Raw genomic sequence first — 22283 nt, forward strand, 5'->3', positions numbered from 1 at the left:
CCTTATACCTTGAGACCCTGAAGCAATACGCTGACCAGCAATTCGGCCTGTTGGTGGCGTTGCTCTGGTGAAGGCATGGGTTCAATGCCCTGTATGTAGGGCATAGTCAGATAAATCACCATCCCCATCACCATGCGTGCGACAATGTGCACATCACAAATGCGGATTGCACCCGCCGCCATCCGCGCCTGCAAATAGTTTTCGACTTCTGCGATCAACCCCCTCGCGCCGGGAAGAAGATATCCATGAAAACCATAGCCTTGATCCCAAAGCGCGGTCAGCAGCCCCTTGATCACCACTGCGTTTTCCGCAATAGTAGCCAGCACCTCTTCTACCGCCTTCACGATCACCGCGCGGTCATCTCCATTGGCAGATGGTTTTGGGACGATGGCCGCGAGTTTGTCCTGTATCATTTGCGCCAGAGCCATGAGCAATTGCTGCTTGCTGGCAAAGTAGTTGTAGATGGTGCCCTCGGACACCTCTGCCTCCTGAGCGATTTCGCGCGTGGTTGCTTTCTCAAAGCCTTTGCGTGCGAAAATAGAGGCAGCAGCCTCGAGAATGCATCGTCTTCGCTCTGAAATACGCCGAGCCCGTCGCTCATCACCTTTGTTGCCCATATAACCCTCCTCGACAGGCAAACGCCAAATATTGAGTGAGTGCTCACTCAAATATACACCTTTGCGCTTTTTTGTCAAATCGTGCACACTGTACCATTCGTGGAGATCTCGCTTGGCTTAAAGTGCCAAGAAACAGGGACTTATCAAAACTATCCAATTTGACCACATCGCTCCAATGGGCTATAATGAGTTCATGATCGCCCATTTGGATCATATCCCAATGCACATCGTACAGCGCAAAACAATCTGGCAGCGCTATGGAGAACTCTTCAGCCTGAATGCTCCTCAAATTCGCTTATGAAAGGATAGATTATGATTCGTCGCTTCGTGATCCTCTCACTCGCTCTCCTATGCCTTTCCCTGCTATGGATTCTATTGCCAGGGCAGGCTTTTGGCTACGTGCCTGCTGACATTCAAGCACCACAGCCATCTACTTCAGATAGCCGCCCGGTGTTGCAGAAAGCACCCACACGTCAACTGCCTGCACAAATGCCTCCCTCGCGTACCGGCTACCTACCACCATCGCTCGACTTGAGCCATTTGAAGGGAAATAGACTACCATTAGAAGCCAGAGCACTATCCCTGCCCACTAGGTGGGACTGGCGTGAACAGGGTAAGGTCACGCCGGTAAAAGATCAGCAAGCGTGCAAAGCCTGTTATGCTTTCGCTGCCGTTGGCAACTTGGAATCCCGTATGCTCATTGATGGAGCTGGCCTCTATGACTTTTCGGAGAACAATGCCAAAGAATGCAATTGGGAAGCAGTGAACGACATCGGTGGCAGTTGTTTGGGCGGAAATGCTCTCATGGTGACCAATCTGTTCTCCCAAAAGGGAAGCGTCGAGGAATCATGCGACCCGTATATGGATTTCCAAACCGACTGCAATCTCTCCTGCCCCTATCAGAAAACGCTATCGGATTGGAGTATCATAAGTGGCGAAGTTCTTCCCGATGCCAATGTATTGAAATGGTATCTCTACAATTACGGTCCGTTGCAGACTACCATGTACGCAGGCTTCGGCGGAGATAATTGGGAAATCGAATTCTCGAATTACGATGGCTCCTACACTTTGTATTACCCAGGAACAGAGCCACCTAACCACAGCGTCCTGATCGTTGGTTGGGATGACACACTTGTTCCCCGCGATCGTCCCAGCCTACGAGGCGGCTGGATTGTGAAGAACAGTTGGGGCTCGGCAGGTTGGGGCGGCACTTGCGGCTACGGCTCCGAGCGTGGATACTTCACCATTGCCTATGGCTCAGCCAGCATTGGGATGAATTCCTCCTTTATTCAAGGGTGGCAGAACTATGACCCTGCAGGGCAGCTTTTATACTATGATGATGCCGGCTGGAATGAAGCCTGGGGGTATGGCAGTACAACCGCCTGGGCCTTGTGCAAATTCATCCCCGCCAGCGATACTTGGGCCAGGAGCATCGAATTCTGGACAACCGATGCAACTACCGATGTAGACCTCTATCTCTATGACACGTTCGATGGTGATAGGTTAAGCAATCTGCTCTATAGTAGAGAGAACCTGTTCTTCACCGAGGCGGGATACCATTCGGTGCACATCATACCACCTCTCCGTCTAACGGGCACCAATGACATAGTGGCGGTCGCCAAGTTCACCAATGCCGACTACGCTTACCCGGTGGCAGTTGACGCTCAGGGACCTTCAGAAATAGGCCGCACTTATCTGAGCTTCAATGGCCAAGACGGATGGTGGGAAGATGCGGGGCGGGCAGGCGCTGATGTGGGCATCCGCCTGCGCACTTCAGCGCAACCTGGTGTATATCTCGTGCTGGTTCCGCTTGCCTCCTCTGTTGCGAAGGACCAAATTTTCACCGTGGATATCCAGATTGCCGCTGGTGCCGAGCAGATCATCGTTGCGATGTTGTACCTCGATTTCAATCCGCTGTATTTGCAAGTAGTAGATGCTAGCGGGAACCCCGCGAGTGCTATTGAAGTCAATGAGGACTACTTTGACTATGTTACGAAGAATTCTGCAAACAACACCACAGGCCAGATAGATTTGTGGGCAGGTGTTGGTGTGACCAAAGAGCCACCGAGTGGCACCTTTCGTGTGGCGACGATACGCTTCAAAGCACTGTGGGGCACCGGCGGATTGAGCACGCCATTGACCTTTGTTTCGCGTAATGGTGATCCACCAATGGTATATAACCTGAATGGCGATGAAGTGCTGACAGGGGTGCAAAACGGCACAGTGACTATCAGCGGCCCAACTCCACCCGTGCCTGGAACCTTTCAGGATCCTTTGCCCATTGGTTGTGGGCAATCAACCTCAGACGATAACGCAAACTACCCAGCCAACATAAGCGATTATGGGGAATGCGGCTCTGATTTCAATGCGTCCGAAGTGGTGTATAAACTGAGCATTGACACGCCAACGACATTGAACATCACCTTGACCACAACGGCAGAGCTAGCGATGTTCCTGCTTTCTGAACCCGATCCCAACACTTGCTTCGATATGGGCGCGTACATCGAGAGGGATGTCCTTCCAGGTACGTATTACCTGGTCGTTGATGGTCTAGAAACGGGCGACTATGCCATTGACGTCCAGTGCCGTGCTTGGCAAACGCCCACGCCAACTGAACCATTGACGCCAACGCCAACCGAAACACTTACGCCGACACCAACTCATACACCAACTTCAACGCCAACGAATACACCCACACCAACTCCTACCCAAACACCAACTCGTACTGTTACACCTACACCAACCAGCACTCCTATTCGTTTCAAACTTTACCTGCCATTGGTGAGGGGAGGTTCTGGCATCTTGCTGACGCCTACTCCGACAGCTACGGCGACACGCACGCCAACCCAAACGGCTACTCCCACTTCAACCAACACACGGACTGCTACTCCTACGCCCACAACTGGGCCATCGCCGACTCCGACCGCCACCCCTGCCGGGACTTTCGAAGATCCAATCCCGGTTGCTTGCGAGGGCTTCTACAGCAACAATACCGCTGGGCATCGGGCAGTCATCAATGACTATGGTAACTGCGGCACAGGACAAGTCGGCCCGGAGGTCATCTACACGTTGCAACTCGATTCCCCATTGGCTCGCCTCGAGATAAGCCTTGGTGCATCGGCAGACCTGAGGATCTTTCTCTTCATCGGAGACAGTCCGGCCAATTGCTTTGCCGTAGTCAGCCCAGGGCTTGCACGTATACTTTATGATATACCGCGGGGCACGTACTATCTAGCCGTTGATGGCCCCACAGCCGGCAGGTACAGCATGGCCATCCATTGCACACCATTAACAGTGCACCTGTCGAGCCCTGGCGGCATTGCCTCTGTGCCTTGGCTCTTGCTAGAGCGCCCCTTGAGCAACTAAAGAAGGGGCAAGGCCGCAGGCAATTGCCCTGAGCCTTATACATGCTTGGGAGGGAGAATGAACAGAGACGAGGCCAAGATCATTGTGAACCCCGTCGCCTCAGGAGGCAAAGTAGGCAAAGCATGGCCACGCATTCAGCAAGTGCTTGCACAAGGGGGTTTGCAGTTTATCGCTGAGTTGACTCAGCACCCAGGACATGCCACGGAAATCGCGCGCCAGGCTATCGAGGCTGGTTTCTGCTATATTATCTGCGTTGGCGGCGATGGCACAGTAAACGAAGTGGTCAATGGCTTGGTTGTGAAAGGGCATGTACCTCCTGACGTAGTGCTCAGCATCATCCCTGGTGGTACAGGTTCGGACTTTACCCGCATTCTTGGCTTTGCGCGCGATCCAGCGCAGTTCTGCCGTGTCGCACTAGGCCACAACACTCGCCTTGTGGACATGGGTGAGATCCGCTGTTTCCGCGATGGGAAACCCATCACCCGCTATTTTGTCAATGTCGCCGGACTCGGTTTCGATAGCGAGGTTTGCGCCCGTGTCAATCGTATGAGCAAGCGCGTGGGTGGCACAATCCCCTACCTGACCGGTTTGGTCACCACGCTGTTCTCGTACACCAACAAAGATGTACAACTTACCTTCGACGGCGAACGCCGAGAAGGACGCTTCAACTCCGTGATCATCTGCAATGGGCAATACTTCGGCGGGGGCATGTGGATCGGTCCAAAAGCGGCCGCAGATGACGGTATCTTCGACATCGTAGTCCTGAAAGACCTCAACAAACTAGAGTTCTTAATCAACGTTCCCCGCGTCTACAAAGGCACCCATTTGACTCATCCCAAGGTGGAATCCTTTCAGGCCAAAGAAGTGCATGTGGAAGCCAGACAACGCATGTTTATTCAGGCAGAAGGCGAACTTGTTGGCGAAGCACCAGCCACCTTTCGCATCCTACCCGCTGCCTTGAACCTGCGCGTTTAGTCATTCAGGACTTGTGCCGGAGATGACATGCGCAAAGCAGTCCTGATAGTGCTCAGCTTGCTCCTATTATGTGCTGCGGGTGTTGCATCCTACAAGTGGATCAATGCCTTGGTCCTCTCTATGCATGGCTATCGCTCCCCCTTGAAAGGCAATCTAGCGCTCAACGAAGATAACACCCGTCCAGTTACCTCACAAGTCGTGGTAGTTATGGTAGACGGATTGAACTATAACGCCTCATTTCAAATGCCCTACCTGAACAGTCTGCGGCTTCGCGGTGCACATGCCAGGATGCTCGGTTACTCCCCATCGAACCTGCAAACCGCATGGACCACCCTCCTCAGCGGCGCCAGCCCCGAGCTCAACGATGCCCCGCTTTTCGACCGTAGTTACGAAGTGATTACGCCCATTGCCGTAGACCATATTTTTGCCGTATTGCGCCGCGCTGGCCTCTCTGCCGGCATTGCTGGCTTCTATTGGTGGGAAAAACTAGTGCCACCTGAATTTCTTTATGTAAAATACTATGTGGACAGCGAGGATGATGCAGGAGATCGCCAAGTCGTGGAGCGTGCCATCACGTTCCTGCACGAATTCCACCCCAACTTCCTGCTAGTGAACTTGCGTCAGGTTGATGTGGCTGGGCTACAGTATGGCGCCAATAGCGATGAATACCGACAGGCCATGCTCCGCTGCGATGAATACATCCACACCCTGGCAACAAACATGAATTTACAGCAAAGTGTGCTGATCATCCTCTCCAGCCACGGCCACCTCGACGAAGGCGGCTATGGCGGCAACGAAACAATTGTCCTCAACACGCCATTTGTCATCGTTGGACAAAACATAGTAACTGGCGATCGCGGCGTTCTGTCTCAGACTGATCTCGCCCCCACTGTTGCTGCCTTGTTGGGTGCGCCCATGCCCAACATCGCTCAGGGTCTTGTGCGGACAGAAATACTGAAGATGGAGCTTGTGGACAAGGCGGAGAAATGGCTCGCTCTTGCCCATCAAAGATATCGCTTGAGTAGCATGTACCTCTATAGCATAGGCCAGGGTTTGCTCAGTGAAACCGTCCAAGGGGATATGCTCGTCGCATATAGCTCACTGCAGGTAAAGAACTATGAAAGCGCTGCCCAATTGGCTTCGCTATCCGTAAAGCAAGCGGATTTCGAAATGATGCGGGCACGTCGTGCGCGTCTGTGGAAAGAAAGAACCAAACGCGCCGTTCCCCTTGCCTTTTTCATCTTGCTCCCTCTGTGGCTTACATGGCGGAAGCGAAGTTGGCGCACGGTCTGGATTTTTTTGGCATCCCTTCTCGCTGCTGCACTGTACCATGTCTTGTTTCTACGTCAAGGCAACGTCTATTCTTTCAGCCGCATCCCCGCCGAGGGACTGGCAGGCACGCTGCAGCCGAGCCTTAGGCGGGCGGCTCTCTGCTTGGCTATAGGGGGGCTGATCGTGGTCTGGCGCACCTGGCATGAGCGCGAACGCTCTGGCTTCGCCGTAGCCCTCTCCAGTTATGGCTATGCGCTCTTGCAACTGTATTTTATCGGCCTCTTGCTGGGTGCATGTACCCTGTGGAATGGGCTATACTTCACCTGGTATGTGCCCCATTTGACCATTGCATATATACAATTTGTAACCCTAATGCAGGCCATGCTCATCGCGGTCTTGTCCATCGCCCTGCCCATTCCCGTCTTGATCCTGCAAAAAGCACTCCTGGCCCTCACCGACAGGCTCACAAGAAGACGGCACACGTGAGCCATGTGCCATTCCATATTGTGCAAGCATCTGTGTATAATGGTATAATGCATTATGCATCACCTATCCCATCCGGAGGCACAAATGCGCATTGTAATTACTGGTAGCGCTGGACAATTGGGGCAGGCCCTGCAGCATGTACTGCATGGCGAAGATCTGTTCCTTCTCGACTTGCCTGAATACGACATCACCAACTATGCCCAAGTGCGACGCGCCATCACTTCGTTCCGCCCACAAGTAGTCATTCATGCTGCCGCTTTCACCGATGTAGATGGCTGCGAATTAAATCCCGAGACAGCCTACCGCGTGAATGCCTTGGGCACACAGAATGTCGCCCTATCTTGCCAGAGTTGCGATGCGGCTATGGTCTATATCAGCACCGATTACGTCTTCGATGGCACAAAGAGCGAGCCATACTGGGAATGGGACCGCCCCAATCCACAGAGCGTCTATGCACGTTCCAAATTGGCAGGCGAGTACTACACCCAAACCCTCCTGTGCAAGTTTTACATCGTGCGCACGGCTTGGCTATACAGCCGCACGGGCAAGAATTTTGTCAAAACAGTGCTGCGCCTGGCCGATGAGCACGACGAACTGCACTTTGTAACGGATGAGGTTGGCTCGCCCACTTACGCTCCTGACCTGGCCGAGGCACTGCATCGTCTGATTGCTCATCCTCTCTATGGCATTTACCATCTCACCAACGCTGGCGTGTGCTCGCGCTACGAGTGGGCAAAAGCGATTCTGGAACTGGCTGGCCGTCCAGACTATCCCATTTTCCCTACCCAAGGCTACGTGCGCCCAGCCAAAGTACCTGCGCGGTGTGAACTGCGCAATTTCTGTGCAGCCACTCAGCTCGGCATCACCCTACGCCATTGGCGAGAGGCATTGGCAGATTATTTTCATGGCTGAGCACTTCTCCATCATCATCCCCAGTTGGAATGGCATGCATTTACTACCTGCTTGTCTCGACTCGCTGCGAGCACAGACGTACCGAGACTTTGAGGTGCTCGTCGTGGACAATGCTTCGACCGATGATACGGTAGGCGTGGTGCGGCGCGCTTACCCGGAAGTAAGGCTTATCTCTCTGTCGGAGAACCGCGGCTTCACCGGCGCGGTCAATGCAGGTATAGCGCAGTCCCGTGGCTCGCTTATTGCCTTGCTGAACCAGGACGTAGAAGCGGATCCATACTGGCTAGAGGAAATCGCCCGCGTTGCCCATGCCCATCCAGAGGCAGGAGCCATTGCCTGCAAGATCATGCTCTACGACCAGCGCGATCATTTTCACTCAGCCGGAGATGGCTATCGTCGCGATGGCATCCCAGTCAATCGTGGGGTCTGGGAAAAGGACGTGGGACAGTACGATAGCGAATGCATGGTGTTTTCCGCCTGTGGCGGTGCCGCTGTATATCGCCGCAGCGTCCTGGATGAAATCGGATGGTTCGATGAAAGTTTCTTCATGTACTGCGAAGATGTGGACCTGGCCTGGCGCCAGCAATTGGCCGGCTGGCCCACCATCTACGCTCCTCGCGCCGTTGCTTTCCATCACCTGAGCGCCAGTGGCGGTGGCGTGACCGCTAGTTACTATACAGGTCGCAACACCATCTACGTCATTGCGAAAAACGTGCCAGGCCCTCTGCTGCGCAAATACTGGCCAGCCATGCTCGCCGCTCAATGGCGCATTGCCAAGGATGCCTTGCGCTCCTGGCGTGGCGCAGCAGCAAGGGCACGGCTGCGTGGACAGTGGGCCGGCTTGCTGACTTGGTCGCGCATGCTGGGCAAACGACGCGCCATACAACGCTTGCGCCGCGTTTCCATCGCATACTTAGAAAGCCTGTTGGATGTGGTTGACTAACTGTTGCTTCCCTGCTATCATATATAGAAACTCAGCAAAGTTTATAGCAAGCGCTCGAGCAGTCTGATGTTTGTAGTAAGCGCGTCAGCGCATTGAAACCCAACATAACCACGGTCAAATGGAGCATACCACGAACAGCCAATATCAGGACACACGCAAATCCGAAACGACAGAACCCACGGCCGTCCCGTACTTGAGCATTGTCATCCCAACTTGGAACGAGGCAAAGCGCCTGCCCCAAACATTGCAGAAAATCATCTCCTATCTGCAGGGCAAAGGCTATCCTGCTGAGATCATTGTCGTGGACGATGGCAGCACGGACAGCACGGTGCAGGTGGCACAGGAATTTGTCCAAAAAAGCCCTTTTGTCCGCCTAATCCGCAACGACCATCGGGGCAAGGCCTATGCAGTCCGCACGGGGATGCTGACAGCCAATGGACAGTACATCCTCTTCACCGATGCCGATGGAGCCACCCCCATCGAGGAAGTGGACAAGCTCCTGCCTCGCCTGGAACAGGGCTATGACGTGGCCATTGGCTCGCGCGAGGGCGCAGAGGCCAAACGCTTCCATGAACCCTGGTATCGCCACCTCATGGGGCGAGTCTTTAACTTCATCGTGCGCCTTCTCGCCTTGCCTGGCATACAGGACACTCAATGCGGCTTCAAAGCCTTCCGTCGCGCAGCAGCTCACGACCTGTTTGAGCACATGCAGCTCTATGGTCCCAAGGCTGGCGTCGTCAAAGGCGCCGTGCTCACCGGCTTTGACGTGGAGATCCTATTTCTGGCCCGTAAATGGGGCTACGAGATCGCCGAAGTCCCTGTGTACTGGTACTATGGCACGGAAAGCAAAGTCCATCCCCTGAGGGATTCATGGCGCAACTTGCGCGATGTCCTACGCGTGCGCTGGAACGACATCCGGGGCTATTATGAGCGCCGTTAGCCATTCTGACCTGTCAAAAGATGACTGGCCTATAGCACGGAACAAGTCCATCCATCCCTTCTTCCTCTTGATCCTGCTCTTTTACCTTGCTGTGGCCACTCTCTATGCCTGGCAGACGCCCAAATGGCAAGCTCCCGATGAGCCGGCTCATTTCAACTATATCCAGTATGTCGCAGAGCAGCACCAATTCCCCGTACTGCAGCCAGGCGATTATCCCGCTCAATATCTAGAGGAGATCAAGACAAACAAGTTCCCGCCGCACATGTCCATCGCCCCCATCCGCTACGAATTCCACCAGCCTCCCCTGTACTACGTGCTGGCAGCTATCCTGTACCGCCTTACAGCAGGCCTGCCCTTCGCGGCACAGTTCCTAGCGTTGCGGCTCTTTTCCGTCGCTACAGGGGCAGGCATACTATTGGTTACATACTGCCTGATCCAGGCTATCTTCCCCCGCAGCCTATTCATTCCCTTGGCTGCCACAGCCTTCGTCGCCGTTGTGCCCATGCACTTAGCCATAACCGCCGCGATGAACAACGATGCCCTGGCTGAGCTTCTCATGCTGTTGATGCTATACCTGTCCGTGCGTACCATCCAGGAAGGGCTTGCACCCAGACGCGCTTTGCTCACCGGCATCCTGCTAGGACTAGTGCTTCTGACTAAGACTACGATTTACCTGCTGGCCATAGGCGCAGTTGTTATGTCCATTCTGTGGCAGCAGGAATCCCCATGCGCACTTTCCGTCACAAAACCGCTGGCGAAAGGGCGCTACCTGCTATATGTGTTCGCACTCGCCCTGCTCATCGCTGCGCCATGGTTTGTGCGCAACGCATTGCTCTATGGCGGAATGGACATCCTGGGGTGGCAACGGCATGACGCCATCGTAGCAGGACAGTTGCGCACTGCAGAGCTGTGGGCGCAAATAGGGCCGCTGTCCTTTGCTCAGCGCTTCATCCGCACGACCTTCAACAGCTTTTGGGCTCAATTTGGCTGGATGGGTGTGCCCGTTGACGAGCGTATCTACTTAGCGCTGGCGCTGTTCACGGCCGTGATCGGAATCGGCTGTGTCCTCTTCCTCATCCGGCTGAGACAAGGACAAATAGAATTGACCCCAGTTCAAAAAAACGCATTGCTGTTGATGGCGGTCGTCGCTTTGCTCAGCACTTTGACCTATTTTGCCTATAACCTCAAGTTCGTACAGCATCAAGGTCGTTATCTGTTCACCGCTGTGGGTGCACTGTCCCTGGGAGCAGCCCTTGGCCTGCAAGAACTGTTGCGGCCATCAACTGCGCGCTGGTTGACCATTGTTTTGCTGTTGATCAGCTTGCTTCTGCTCATTCAAGGACTGCTGAGTGGGGATATGCACAAGTGGACTCTGGCCGTGCTCGCGCCGGCCATTGCCTTTTTCGCTGCCGCTGGCTGGTTGCCCACCCGTTGGCAATGGCTGCCGCCCGTGCTGCTCTACACGGCATTCCTTGGTTTGGACTTGCTCTGTCTGTTTCGTTATATTATCCCTGCACTGAAAATAGCATGATCCTATGTGCGTCAGCACGCTCTGGCTAGAAAGGAGGCGATGATGGAAAGCGACATCTGTGTCTTTAGCGGAAGCGCACACCGTGAATTGGCTGAGGAAATTTGTTCCCTGCGTGGCATACCTCTGAGCCCTTCGGTCACCCGTCATTTTCACAATGACAACCTCTACGTCCAATTACAAGAGCCTGTGCGCGAGCGCGATGTTTTCATCATCCAACCCTTCTACCCACCCCCGGTGAGCGACCGCGTTCTCGAACTGCTCCTGATGCTCGACGCTGCCCGTTCTGCTTCGGCCAAGCGCGTTACCGCCGTTATACCCTATTACTCTTATAGCCGCTCCGACAAGAAGGATGAGCCGCGCATCTCCATCGCTGGTCGGCTCATCGCAGACCTGCTCGTTACCGCTGGCGCACAGCGCATCTTGACCATGACCCTGCATTCCCCACAGGTACATGGCTTCTTCAGCGTGCCCACGGATCACCTCAGTTCCATGCCGGTATTTGCCAGCTACTTCCGTGATAAAGACCTAACCGACACAGTGATCGTCACTCCAGACATCGGGCACGCCAAAAGAGCTGCTGAACTAGCGCGGGAATTGCACTTGCCTGTGGCTGCTGTCAGTAAGAAGCGCATTGATGACACCACGGTAGTAACAGAAGGGCTGATTGGCGAAGTGCGCGGCAAGAAAGTCATCCTCATTGATGATGAAATCGCCGTAGGCACATCCATGATCGAAGCAATCAAACTGTTGCGCAACTATGGCGTGGAACAAGCCACACTTGTCTGCACTCACGGCATCTTCTGCGGCCCAGCGATCGAGAACTTCAAAGCCATGCCTGAAATCAAATCCATCGTTACCACGAACACCGTCCCCATCCCGCCAGAGAAGCGCATCCCTTGTATGGAAATCCTATCCGTAGCTCCGCTCTTCGCCGAGGCCATCCGCCGCATCCACGAGGGAGAAACCATGCAACCCCTCTTCGCATATTAGCGCAATGAAATGGGCAGCGATCGCAGCAACAAAGCGCATATTGGCTCTTGAGCAGGGAGCAGCCATCAAAGATTGGGGTGGCAAGCTCCCTATTGCTCTGCTCTACCCCAATACGTACTACGTGGGCATGTCCAGCCTAGCCATGCATGCCCTCTATTACATGCTGAATACACGTCCCGACATTGTCTGCGAACGCGTCTTCTGCGGTTACCGGCGGCTGCAATGCATGCCCGCTCCACTCTCCCTGGAAACCCAACGACCGCTGAACGAATTTGCTGTTATCGCAGTTTCGTTCTCCTTCGAACTGGATTATCTCAACTTTGTCGCATTGCTGCACAGCAGCAGCATTCCTCCATCAGCCGCCGAACGCGACGAGAGTTTCCCTCTCCTGCTTGCCGGGGGGCCTGCTGTGTCGGCCAATCCCGAGCCTTTGGCTGAACTGTGCGATGCGTTCGTCATTGGTGAAGTAGAGGAGATTCTGCCTCGCCTCCTGGATGCGCTGCACATAGGCATCACGGGCTGCCGAGCCGCATTGCTGCAAGTGCTGAGCGAGATACCTGGCGTGTACGTGCCAACCAAGCGGGATGCCAGTCCTCCCGCACTCCGTATCCAACGCCAATGGGTGCGCAACCTCGACCTCTACCCGACCCATACGCGCATCTTCACCCATGCCACCGAGTTTGGCGACATGCACCTGATGGAGATTGCCCGAGGTTGTGGACGGGGCTGCCGCTTTTGTCTGGCAGGCTGTCTGTACCGACCGCCCCGTGAGCGCAGTGCGGCAAACCTGCTCGAACAGGCGCGCTGGGGGCAGAGATTCCGCACCAAAGTCGGCTTAGTCAGCGCCGCAGTATCCGATTATGCACAAATTGAGGAACTGGTGAGCGGTTTGCAAGACATGGGCATGCAGCTCTCTGTGTCTTCGCTGCGTGTTGACCCACTGCCCGAAGCGCTGCTCGCAGCACTGGCAGCCAGTGGCTCTCGTACCCTCACGATAGCGCCTGAAGCAGGTTCGGAGCGACTGCGCAGAGCCATCAACAAAAGGATCCCCACCCAGGACATCTTTTATGCTACGGAGCAAGCCTCGCGCTATGGATTCAGTGAATTGAAGCTGTACTTCATGGTGGGGCTTCCTGGCGAAGAGGAGGAAGATATACAGGCCATTGTCTCACTGGTGCAGCAAGTGAGCACTGCCTTTCGCGGGCGTGTCCTAGTCAGTGTTGCACCCTTTGTGCCCAAAGCCCACACGCCTTTCGAACGGCAGGCTATGGCCCCCACCACTACACTGCAACGCCGCCTGCGCTGGCTCCAGAACGCCTTACAGGACATCAACGTGCGCATGGCATCGGAGAGCCTGGCTTGGGCTACGGTACAAGCCGTGCTGGCACGTGGCGACCGGCGACTTGGCGCGGTCTTGGCTTCCTTACACGCGCCATCGCTGTCCGATTGGAAAAGAGCCTTGTCCGAACATGGCTTGCAGAGCGAGCACTACACCCGTGCGCGCCAAGCCGATGAACCTCTACCATGGAGCTTTATCCGCATGCAGCCATAACACACGCCTTCCGTTTTCCTATGCACTTTCTCACACAGGAGCATTAATAGAAACCATGACCCTAACCGAAGAAACCATCCGCTATCTACCCAAAATTGAACTGCACGTGCATCTCGACACATCCGTTCGCCCGCAAACAGTGCGCGAACTGGGCGAAGAACAGGGCATTGACCTGCCAGACGACCTGGAGGCAGCGCTCATCGCACCCCCTATTTGTGAAAACCTGGCTGATTATCTGACGCGCGTAGTGACAGCGCTGCAAGTGCTGCAGACAGCCCCTGCTCTGGAGCGTGTGGCCTACGAACTGGTACAGGATATGGCAGCAGAGCACATCGTCTATGCCGAGATCCGCTATGCCCCTCAGTTATGCATACGACGCGGCCTTTCCATGCAACAAGTCATTGATGCCGTCGCAGCAGGGCTTCAGGCAGCTCGCACGGACTTTGGCGTACGCACGGGACAAATCATCTGCTGCCTGCGCCATGACCCATCGGCACTGAGCCACGAAGTAGCCCAGTATGCCATCCAAAACTGGTGCCCGGGCAAAGTAGTAGGGCTGGACCTGGCTGCTGATGAAGCGGAACACAGTGGCTTTCCTCACCGTACCGCCTTCCGCCTGGCACGCGGCGTGGGCATGCCACGTACTGTCCACGCTGGTGAAGCTGCTGGAGCAGAGAGCATCCGCGAAGCCATCCATCTGCTGAGGGCGCAGCGTCTAGGCCATGGCGTCCATCTGGAAGAAGACCCCACGCTGTTCGCCCCGGTGCGGGAAAACCACATCAGCCTGGAGATGTGCCCCACCAGCAACGTGCAAACACGCGCCGTGAACAGTTTAGCCGAGCATCCTATTGACCGTTACCTGAAACTTGGCCTGCCCGTTACCGTGAATACCGATGGCCGCACTACTTCCAACACCACGCTGACCCAGGAGTATGGAAAACTAGTCAGGCAATTTGGTTGGGGTTTGTCAGAAATTCAGCATACCGTGCTGACTGCCGCACGCAGCACCTTCGCCAGCGAAGAAGAAAGACAAGAATTATGTCGCATCATCCTCGACCAGTGGCCGCAAGCATGATTCGACGCATAGCAAACAGCATCGTCTTCTATCAATTTGCTTCCTTGACCCACTACGAAGAACTATTGCACGCTGTCTTCACACGCATAGGCGGGACCAGCCAAGGCTCATTCCAGAGCCTCAACGTGGGGCATTTCATCGGGGATGATGACACAGCCGTGCAGTCCAACCATGAGCGCATCTTCCAGACCTTGGGCATCAAAGCGGACACCGTCGTTACTGCCCGCCAAGTGCATGGCGAACACGTAGCCGTCGTCGGTGCTGCCCAGTGGGGGACCATCATGCCGGCAACCGATAGCCTCGTCAGTGCGGAGCGCGGCACTGCCCTCTTGCTGCGCTTTGCTGATTGCGTGCCGTTGATGCTCTACGATCCATCACGCCACGCCATTGGCTTGGTGCATGTCGGCTGGCGCGGCCTATTTGCTGACGTAGTGTTGAATACCGTGGCAGCATTGCGGCAGGCATTTGCCTGCAACCCATGCCATCTCGTTGCCGGCATCGGCCCAGCCATCGGCCCTTGCTGCTATGAAGTCGGTCCTGAAGTGGTGGCGCAAGTCGAGCAAGCCTTTGGGGCTGGCAGCGACCTCCTGCTACCCCAGCCAAATGGAACAGTCCATTTCGACTTGCCTGGGGCAGTGCGTCGGCAGTTACAAGACCTAGGCGTGACACAAATCGAGGATAGCGGACTGTGCACCAGTTGCCACACCGCCGAATTCTTCTCCCATCGTGCGGAGCATGGCCGTACCGGTCGCTTCGCCGCCATGTTGGCTCTACGCTGATGTCCCTCTGCTTTTGACGCATCTTCATTCCTGCCTTATAATAACGAAAATTAGGAGCATCTTGACAACCAATGCACATAGTTGCAGAGCAAATTGAATTCCACACACGTGTCCTTCCAGCAGGAGAAACGGATTGCGTAAAACATTATGTAGCGAGTCGTTAGCAACCGTAGTTTTGGAGGCCATAAGGAGGGCCAGCCAATATGGAAACTCAAATGAATAAGATTGTGCAAGGCATGACCCAGATCAACCTGCTCATCGTGCAGTTAGGCGACTACTACATGTCCCATCCCACTCCCCAGAACGAGATACTCCTCAAGGTCTCGCTGTTCCTAGGGGCTTACAACGCGGCCCTCGACTATCTTGTGCGCGCACCTTCTTTTGGCGAGGCAGAGATCAACGATCTCATCGAGATCCTTCAGCCCCATGACCCTGATGAGGCAGCCCTCCTGCAGCAAATTCTCCCTCAGCTTCAAGCCGTCGTCCTGCCCGAACATCGCCAGGAACTCCGACAGGCGTATGCTAACCGACTGATGAAGTCCCTGAACATGAACTTTGATCTAGGCAGACAGTTGCTGCGTGCCAGAGAGATGAGAGACCAGGGCGCGTCCGATGCGGAAATCGAACACGCTATCAAGTCCGCCATGCCGGACAATCCGTTCTAAGTGAACAAATATGAATAGCCAGTCCGACTCAAATGGATTTTCGTCCGAGTTGGAGAGCAGGCCTGGCTTCGCTATTAGATCAACTATGTGCAATAGGAGGCACATAATGAAAGCAAGAAAGATAAGGGAGAATCTGTATTGGATGGGAGCTGTTGATTGGGACCGCCGGCTCTTTGATTCCTTGATTCCCCTGCCCGACGGGACCAGTTACAACGCCTATCTAGTCCAAGGAAGAGATAAAGTAGCACTGCTGGACACTGTTGACCCGACAATGACGCACATCCTCATGCACCAGTTAGAAAACGTGCCACGCCTGGACTATGTCGTCGCACACCACGCCGAGCAAGATCACTCCGGAGCCATCCCCCACGTCCTGGATAAATACGAGAACGCCCAAGTCGTTACCACGCCCAAGGGCAAGGGAATGCTTGTGGATCTCCTCTGCATTCCAGAAGAAAGAATCCTCACCATGGAAGACGGTGAGACTCTATCATTGGGTGGTAGGACACTGGAGTTCATTCATACGCCTTGGGTCCACTGGCCAGAGACGATGGTGACCTACCTGCCGGAGGAGCGCATTCTGTTCACCTGCGATTTCTTTGGTTCGCACCTCGCCACGACTGACCTGTACGTCACCGATGAGTGGCGCGTCTATGAAGCAGCCAAACGCTACTATGCAGAGATCATGATGCCCTTCCGCAAGGTCATCCGCAAGAATCTGGAGAAGATTGAGGGGCGTGATATTGACCTGATTGCCCCCAGCCACGGCCCAATCTACGACCGTCCGTCTTTTATCCTGGATGCATACCGAGATTGGGTTTCAGAAAAGCCTAAGAATATCGTGGTCTTGCCTTACGTCTCCATGCATGGCAGTACTAGGAGGATGGTGGAACACTTGGTCGGTGCACTGGCTGAACGAGGCATCACGGTACACCAGTTCGATCTGGCCGCCACCGACATCGGCAAGTTGGCCATTGCCCTGGTGGACGCTGCCACCATGGTCATCGGCACACCCACGGTGCACATCGGTCCACATCCCAATGTATTCTACGCTGCCTATCTAGCCAACGCACTGCGACCCAAACTGAAATTCGCGACCATCATTGGTTCTTACGGCTGGAGCAGCAAGGTTATCGAACAAATTGCCGTCTTGATCCCCAACCTGGAGGTCGAGGTTCTGGATCCTGTCCTATGTAAGGGATTCCCCAGGGAAGCAGATTTTCAGGCTTTGGATAGACTGGCAGCCACTATTGCGGACAAACACCGAGGTCTGAACCTATAAAGCAATAGGGGCGCGGTTCCATCGCACCCCTAGAGAAGCAAGCAGCCATTTCTGAGCGAGGAAACGTCCTATGATCCGTATTCTATCCCGTCAAGATGTACAACGTGCCGTAACTATGGCTGAAGCCATTGATGCAGTCCAAACAGCCTATATCCAACTATCGCAGGGCGAAGCCACTGTTCCCGTGCGTCTAGCACTTCACGTACCAAAGCAAGAAGGTGTCGTCCTGTACATGCCGGCTTACCTGGCGCGTACAGATGGTCTGGGTGCCAAAATTGCGACTGTGTTCCCTTATAACATCAAAATGGGTTTGCCAACCATCCATGCTCTTGTCATCGTTAACGATGCCCAAACTGGCGCACCCATAGCCGTGATAGAAGGGGGATACCTGACTGCCCTGCGCACCGGTGCTGCTTCAGGAGTAGCCACTCGTTTGCTGGCTCGCCCTGATGCCCGCGTAGTCGCCATCTTTGGTGCAGGAACACAGGGACGAACCCAGTTGGAAGGAGTCTGCGCGGTGCGCGATATCCAAGAGGTCTGGGTCTATGACCTCAATCCCCAGGCTGTCCAACGTTTCATCGCTGAGATGTCCACACGTGGTGGACACATCCCTTCTCACATCCGCACCGCCTCCTCGCCATATGAAGCGGTGCGCGAGGCTGACATCATCTGCACCGCCACCACGAGCAAAACTCCCCTCTTTGACGATGCCCATCTAAAACCCGGTGTGCATATCAACGGCATTGGTGCTTTTACCCCGGAGATGCAAGAGATTCCTGCTGCGACCGTCCAACGCGCACGGGTTATCGTGGATAACGTAGATGCCTGCCTGGCTGAAGCCGGCGATTTGATTATCCCTCTGAACCAGGGGCTGATCACTCGCGAGCATCTCGCCGCCGAGATCGGACAGGTGGCGGCGGGTATTCGCCCTGGTCGGACGGATCCCCAGCAGATTACCTTTTTCAAATCGGTGGGCAATGCGGTGCAGGACATTTCTGTGGCGCAACTGATCCTACAACGCGCCGCTGAATTAGGCCTGGGTATCGAGGTGGTGCTATAATGTACCTCGCTATATCCATTTCGCATCTCGAGGCCAAATGTGACACCTGGTAAAAAACCACCGCATCTATCAGGATTGATACCTGGTCTATTTATCGCAAGTCTCTGCCTTGAACGAAGCAGATCTGCATCATGGTCATCGCGGGGGAGACCGCTATTCAGCACAATGCTGTGCCAATGGATGCCAAACACTACAAATAGGGGTACAGAAAGATGCTGAACAATTCCAACCTCGCCTTCATCGGCAGCGGCATAATGGCTGAGGCCATGATCAAAGGAATCTTGACCCAGAAGTTGCTCTCGCCTGACCGCATCATCGCCAGCGGCCCGCGTGCAGAGCGTGGCCGTGAACTCCAGGAACGCTACGGCATAAGAGGAACCACTGCCAACCGAGAAGCCGCCGCACAAGCGGACATCGTTATTCTGTCGGTCAAACCCCAGGTTTTGCCCAAAGTCCTCGGAGAACTGCAAGGGCATATCCCACCCAGAAGCCTTGTGTTGTCCATCGTCGCGGGAGCCAGGATCAATACCATTCGGTGTGGGCTATCCCACGATGCCATTGTGCGTTCCATGCCCAATACTCCGGCGCAAGTAGGAGCGGGCATGACAGTCTGGACCGCCTCACAACAGGTCAGCGCAGAGCAGCGGGCTCAGGCACGATCCATCCTTGCTGCACTAGGCGAAGAACTGTATGTCGAAGATGAGGACTACTTGGATATGGCCACCGCCCTCAGTGGCACTGGCCCTGCTTATGTCTTCCTGTTCATGGAGGCGCTTATAGACGCCGGTGTGCACCTTGGCTTTTCGCGGCGTGTTGCTCAGCAACTCGTACAACAGACGGTCCTAGGCTCAGCGCTATTTGCTAAAATGTCGCAAATGCATCCTGCTGAACTGAGGAACATGGTTACTTCTCCGGGCGGAACCTCAGCCGAAGCACTATACCAACTGGAGAAAGGCGGGTTGCGCACCGTCGTATCGCGTGCTGTGTGGGCTGCTTACCAGAAATCACGCATTTTGGGAGGAGTGAACGAAGCATGATAAGCCTATATCGCCTCATAAACATGGTCTTCTGGGTGCTTGACTTGGCCATTCTCCTGCGTGTGCTCTTTTCTTGGATCAATGCTGATCCAAGCAATGTGCTCGTGCGGCTCGTCTATCAGATCACAGAACCAATCCTGGTTCCCTTGCGGCGTTTGATCCCGCCTGTTGCCGGCCTGGACGTCACGCCCATCATAGCACTCGTCCTACTCGAGTTGCTGCAGCGTTTCATCACTTCGCTCATCTTTTGAGCGCTGCTCACCTCTCATGCTGAACACAGCGAAGCATGAACCATATGGGCAGGACGCTCACAATGAGCAAGGAGACTCTAGGGCAAATCATTCGCGAAAGCCAACAAGGCGTCATCGTGGCCGTTCACGTGGTGCCACGCTCGCCCAGGGATGAAATCGCTGGCACATATGGCAATGCGCTGCGCATACGCCTAAAGGCGCCACCCGTGGAAGGCGCCGCCAATGCTGCCCTGCTTGCCTTTATGGCGCAGGTGCTGGACATCCCCCGACGTCAGGTAAAAATCCTCTCCGGACAAACCTCCAGACACAAACTCCTGGTCATCTCCAACCTGACCAAAGATCAGGTCCAGCAAAAACTAATCCCAAACCTCCCCCACTGACCCACCTACCTCACGCCTTCCGTTTTCCGTTTTTACATCTTATCCCTTCTCATTCCAAACCGGCCTTTGCTCCAAAGCAGGGCTCAGCGTCAGGTTGTCCTTCTCCGTCCCATCCGGTCTGATGGAGAAGATATCCCACCCTCCATCGCGGCTGGAGTAGTACAATAGCCTCGTGCCACGCCTGGCCCACGCTGGCCCGTGCTCGTTTGAGTAGGGGTCGTTGGTGATATTGCGCTGCTCCGAACCATCGAGGGACATGAGGTAGATTTCCATGTTGCCATCGCGGTAGCTCTCGAATGCAATCAGAGTCCCATCCGGAGACCAGGCTGGAGAAGAATCCGTGGCTTCGTCCTCCGTGAGGCGTTGCAATCCTGAGCCATCGCGGTTCATCACATAAATCTCCCAATTGCCATCGCGGTTCGATTGGAAGGCGATCTTTTGCCCATCTGGAGACCAGCATGGCGCATAGTCCGCTGCCGTGTTCCGCGTCAAACGCTGCACATTTGACCCATCAGCCTCCATGACATAGATCTCCCAGTTGCCATCGCGATAGGAAGCAAAGGCGATGTGCTTCCCGTCTGGCGACCAGGAAGGCGTCCAATCCTCGGAGGGATGTTGCGTGAGGTTGACCTGCTGCGTGCCATCTGCCTTCATCACATAGATTTCCTTGTTGCCCTCCCGATCCGAAACGAAGGCAATGTATTTGCCATCCGGCGACCAGGTCGGAGCCATATCGTTCGCTGGGTCATCGGTCAAACACCGGGGATCGGACCCATCCCCACGCATCACCCAGATGTCCCACGTTGCATCTGGATTGCTCTTGGCCATGTAGGCAATGCGTTCCAAAGCAGGTCCAATCTCCAAAGTGGCGCGCGTGGCGAATGGAAGAGGAGTAGCGGTGGGCGACGTTCCCATAATCATCCGCTCAGCCGTACCGCGCATGTTCCACAACATAACCACACCGATCACCAGTGCCAAACCAGCCAGCCATAATGCAATGGTGCTCCATTGGAAAGCAGGCCAGGGACCGGAACGCCGCGCCGCCAAGGTGAATTGCCTTCCCTTCCCTGTCAAAAGCAGCGGATATGTTTTCTCCTTGCCTATCCAGAGGCGAAACAAATCTAAACTGAAGCGGTAACTGTCCGCGCTAAGACGCTGCAGGATACCCCTGGCCAATAGCTCAGCCACACCCCTTTCGAACACCGCATCAGACAATTCCAATCCCTTTTGTTGGGCCGCATCGTGCCAATCTCGTTGCATGACAACCCCGTGACGCCCTCGCAACTCGTTTGCAAGAGCGACTAGAATCTTGGCTTCGGGCGAGCAACTCTCCCACATGCGCTTCATGACTGCCTCGCCAGCAGCCAGCACATCCGGTATAGCCTTTTCCACGTCGTGCAATCCCAAACGCCCTCTGCCTGAACGAGCCTCAAACAGCACATAACCAAAGAGCTGCACAAAATAAGGATGGCCTGAAGTCAATTGCCAGATGCGACGCGCTGCCTCAAACTCATAGCTCATCTGGCTTTGGACTGGCTTCAGCAGCAACCTCTCGGTTTCATCCAAACTCAGCCCCTCTAACTCAAACGAGGGCAACGACGACAACGCCACATTGTTAAAGACCCCGGCCTCTGGCCTGACTCCCTCGATGGCTAGGACACAATGCAGAGCGGGCATGGCATTCATCCACTCCTGCCAACGCGCTACCCACTCCATGCCCGCCTCGCCGCTCAGGTCAACCACGGACAGGCCATCGGTCAGGATCACTACTTTGCGCCCCTGCATGGCACTGGAAGAGGGAACAGCGCCTTCTCCTGTCGCGCTTCCATTGCCACCATCGGACGAGCCAAGAGCCGCCTGCTCCGACGCTTTGCCCAGTTCCCCCTCCACCTTAGCCCGGAATTCCTGGATCGCCTTCTCTGCACTGCCATCCTTGGGCCAACTCAGATTCACGTATACCGGGACGAAATCAGGAGCCAGTTCCTTGGCCAACTGCCAAAGAAAAGAGGTCCGGCCCATACGCGTCGGTCCATAGACCAGGACAAGCCGCCGTCCCCTTTTCAGCGTCTGTACGACTCCCGCCAATGCCTCGTAGCGACCAACAGAGAGGTCACCCTCCGTCAGCGGGCGTTCCACAACGTATGGATTGCCTAAAGCCATCATCATCCTA

General features: G+C 55.0%; 19 protein-coding genes. 17 read left to right on the forward strand and 2 right to left on the reverse strand.

The genetic code is table 11. The features are described from left to right. Positions 1-2: 2 nt before the first annotated feature. Positions 3-617 (reverse strand): helix-turn-helix transcriptional regulator, encoded by a 615-nt coding sequence (locus tag H5T67_05485; GenBank protein MBC7244769.1) that lies wholly within the window; start codon positions 615-617, stop codon positions 3-5. A gap of 312 nt (positions 618-929) precedes the next feature. On the opposite strand from H5T67_05485, the gene H5T67_05490 reads away from it, so the two are divergent. The 17 genes from H5T67_05490 (at position 930) to H5T67_05570 (ending at position 20113) form a co-directional block, all read left to right on the forward strand. Further along, the gene (locus tag H5T67_05490; protein ID MBC7244770.1) at positions 930-3983 is read left to right on the forward strand and encodes a hypothetical protein; all 3054 of its coding nucleotides are present in this window, start codon (positions 930-932) and stop codon (positions 3981-3983) included. Positions 3984-4040: 57 nt separating this feature from the next. Continuing rightward, on the forward strand, positions 4041-4958 hold the full coding sequence (locus tag H5T67_05495; GenBank protein MBC7244771.1) for a diacylglycerol kinase family lipid kinase: 918 nt from the start codon (positions 4041-4043) through the stop codon (positions 4956-4958). A gap of 27 nt (positions 4959-4985) precedes the next feature. Then, entirely contained in the window at positions 4986-6716 is a 1731-nt protein-coding gene (locus tag H5T67_05500; protein ID MBC7244772.1) for an alkaline phosphatase family protein, read from the forward strand. A gap of 84 nt (positions 6717-6800) precedes the next feature. Then, positions 6801-7628, forward strand: a complete 828-nt coding sequence (rfbD, locus tag H5T67_05505; GenBank protein MBC7244773.1) for a dTDP-4-dehydrorhamnose reductase — start codon at positions 6801-6803, stop codon at positions 7626-7628. Continuing rightward, on the forward strand, positions 7621-8571 hold the full coding sequence (locus H5T67_05510; GenBank protein MBC7244774.1) for a glycosyltransferase family 2 protein: 951 nt from the start codon (positions 7621-7623) through the stop codon (positions 8569-8571). Before rfbD ends, H5T67_05510 begins: the two co-directional genes overlap by 8 nt. A gap of 118 nt (positions 8572-8689) precedes the next feature. Then, the gene (locus H5T67_05515; protein MBC7244775.1) at positions 8690-9511 is read left to right on the forward strand and encodes a glycosyltransferase family 2 protein; all 822 of its coding nucleotides are present in this window, start codon (positions 8690-8692) and stop codon (positions 9509-9511) included. Further along, entirely contained in the window at positions 9498-11042 is a 1545-nt protein-coding gene (locus H5T67_05520; GenBank protein ID MBC7244776.1) for a glycosyltransferase family 39 protein, read from the forward strand. The genes H5T67_05515 and H5T67_05520 overlap by 14 nt, the downstream gene beginning before the upstream one ends. A gap of 42 nt (positions 11043-11084) precedes the next feature. Beyond that, positions 11085-12032 carry a ribose-phosphate pyrophosphokinase gene (locus tag H5T67_05525; protein ID MBC7244777.1) on the forward strand — a complete coding sequence of 316 codons (948 nt, stop codon included), beginning with the start codon at positions 11085-11087 and terminating at the stop codon, positions 12030-12032. A gap of 4 nt (positions 12033-12036) precedes the next feature. After that, entirely contained in the window at positions 12037-13584 is a 1548-nt protein-coding gene (locus H5T67_05530; GenBank protein MBC7244778.1) for a radical SAM protein, read from the forward strand. Between the two features lie 55 nt (positions 13585-13639). Continuing rightward, positions 13640-14659 (forward strand): adenosine deaminase, encoded by a 1020-nt coding sequence (add, locus tag H5T67_05535; GenBank protein MBC7244779.1) that lies wholly within the window; start codon positions 13640-13642, stop codon positions 14657-14659. Further along, positions 14656-15438: a peptidoglycan editing factor PgeF gene (gene pgeF, locus H5T67_05540; GenBank protein MBC7244780.1), complete on the forward strand. Its 783-nt coding sequence runs from the start codon at positions 14656-14658 to the stop codon at positions 15436-15438. Before add ends, pgeF begins: the two co-directional genes overlap by 4 nt. 215 nt (positions 15439-15653) lie before the next feature. Next, a complete protein-coding gene (locus H5T67_05545; GenBank protein ID MBC7244781.1) occupies positions 15654-16103 on the forward strand; it encodes a hypothetical protein in 450 nt (149 codons plus the stop codon). Between the two features lie 106 nt (positions 16104-16209). Beyond that, entirely contained in the window at positions 16210-17385 is a 1176-nt protein-coding gene (locus H5T67_05550; GenBank protein ID MBC7244782.1) for an FprA family A-type flavoprotein, read from the forward strand. A 73-nt stretch (positions 17386-17458) separates the two neighbouring features. Next, on the forward strand, positions 17459-18445 hold the full coding sequence (locus tag H5T67_05555) for a hypothetical protein (GenBank protein MBC7244783.1): 987 nt from the start codon (positions 17459-17461) through the stop codon (positions 18443-18445). A 212-nt stretch (positions 18446-18657) separates the two neighbouring features. Continuing rightward, on the forward strand, positions 18658-19482 hold the full coding sequence (locus H5T67_05560) for a pyrroline-5-carboxylate reductase (protein ID MBC7244784.1): 825 nt from the start codon (positions 18658-18660) through the stop codon (positions 19480-19482). Next, entirely contained in the window at positions 19479-19733 is a 255-nt protein-coding gene (locus H5T67_05565; protein ID MBC7244785.1) for a YggT family protein, read from the forward strand. Before H5T67_05560 ends, H5T67_05565 begins: the two co-directional genes overlap by 4 nt. A gap of 62 nt (positions 19734-19795) precedes the next feature. Beyond that, positions 19796-20113: a YggU family protein gene (locus tag H5T67_05570; GenBank protein MBC7244786.1), complete on the forward strand. Its 318-nt coding sequence runs from the start codon at positions 19796-19798 to the stop codon at positions 20111-20113. A 39-nt stretch (positions 20114-20152) separates the two neighbouring features. On the opposite strand, the gene H5T67_05575 is transcribed toward H5T67_05570, so the two are convergent. Next, complete coding sequence (locus H5T67_05575) at positions 20153-22273, reverse strand: PD40 domain-containing protein (protein MBC7244787.1); 2121 nt, start codon at positions 22271-22273, stop codon at positions 20153-20155. Positions 22274-22283: the final 10 nt, after the last annotated feature.

Source organism: Chloroflexota bacterium (assembly GCA_014360905.1).
GTDB lineage: Bacteria > Chloroflexota > Anaerolineae > UBA2200 > UBA2200 > JACIWX01.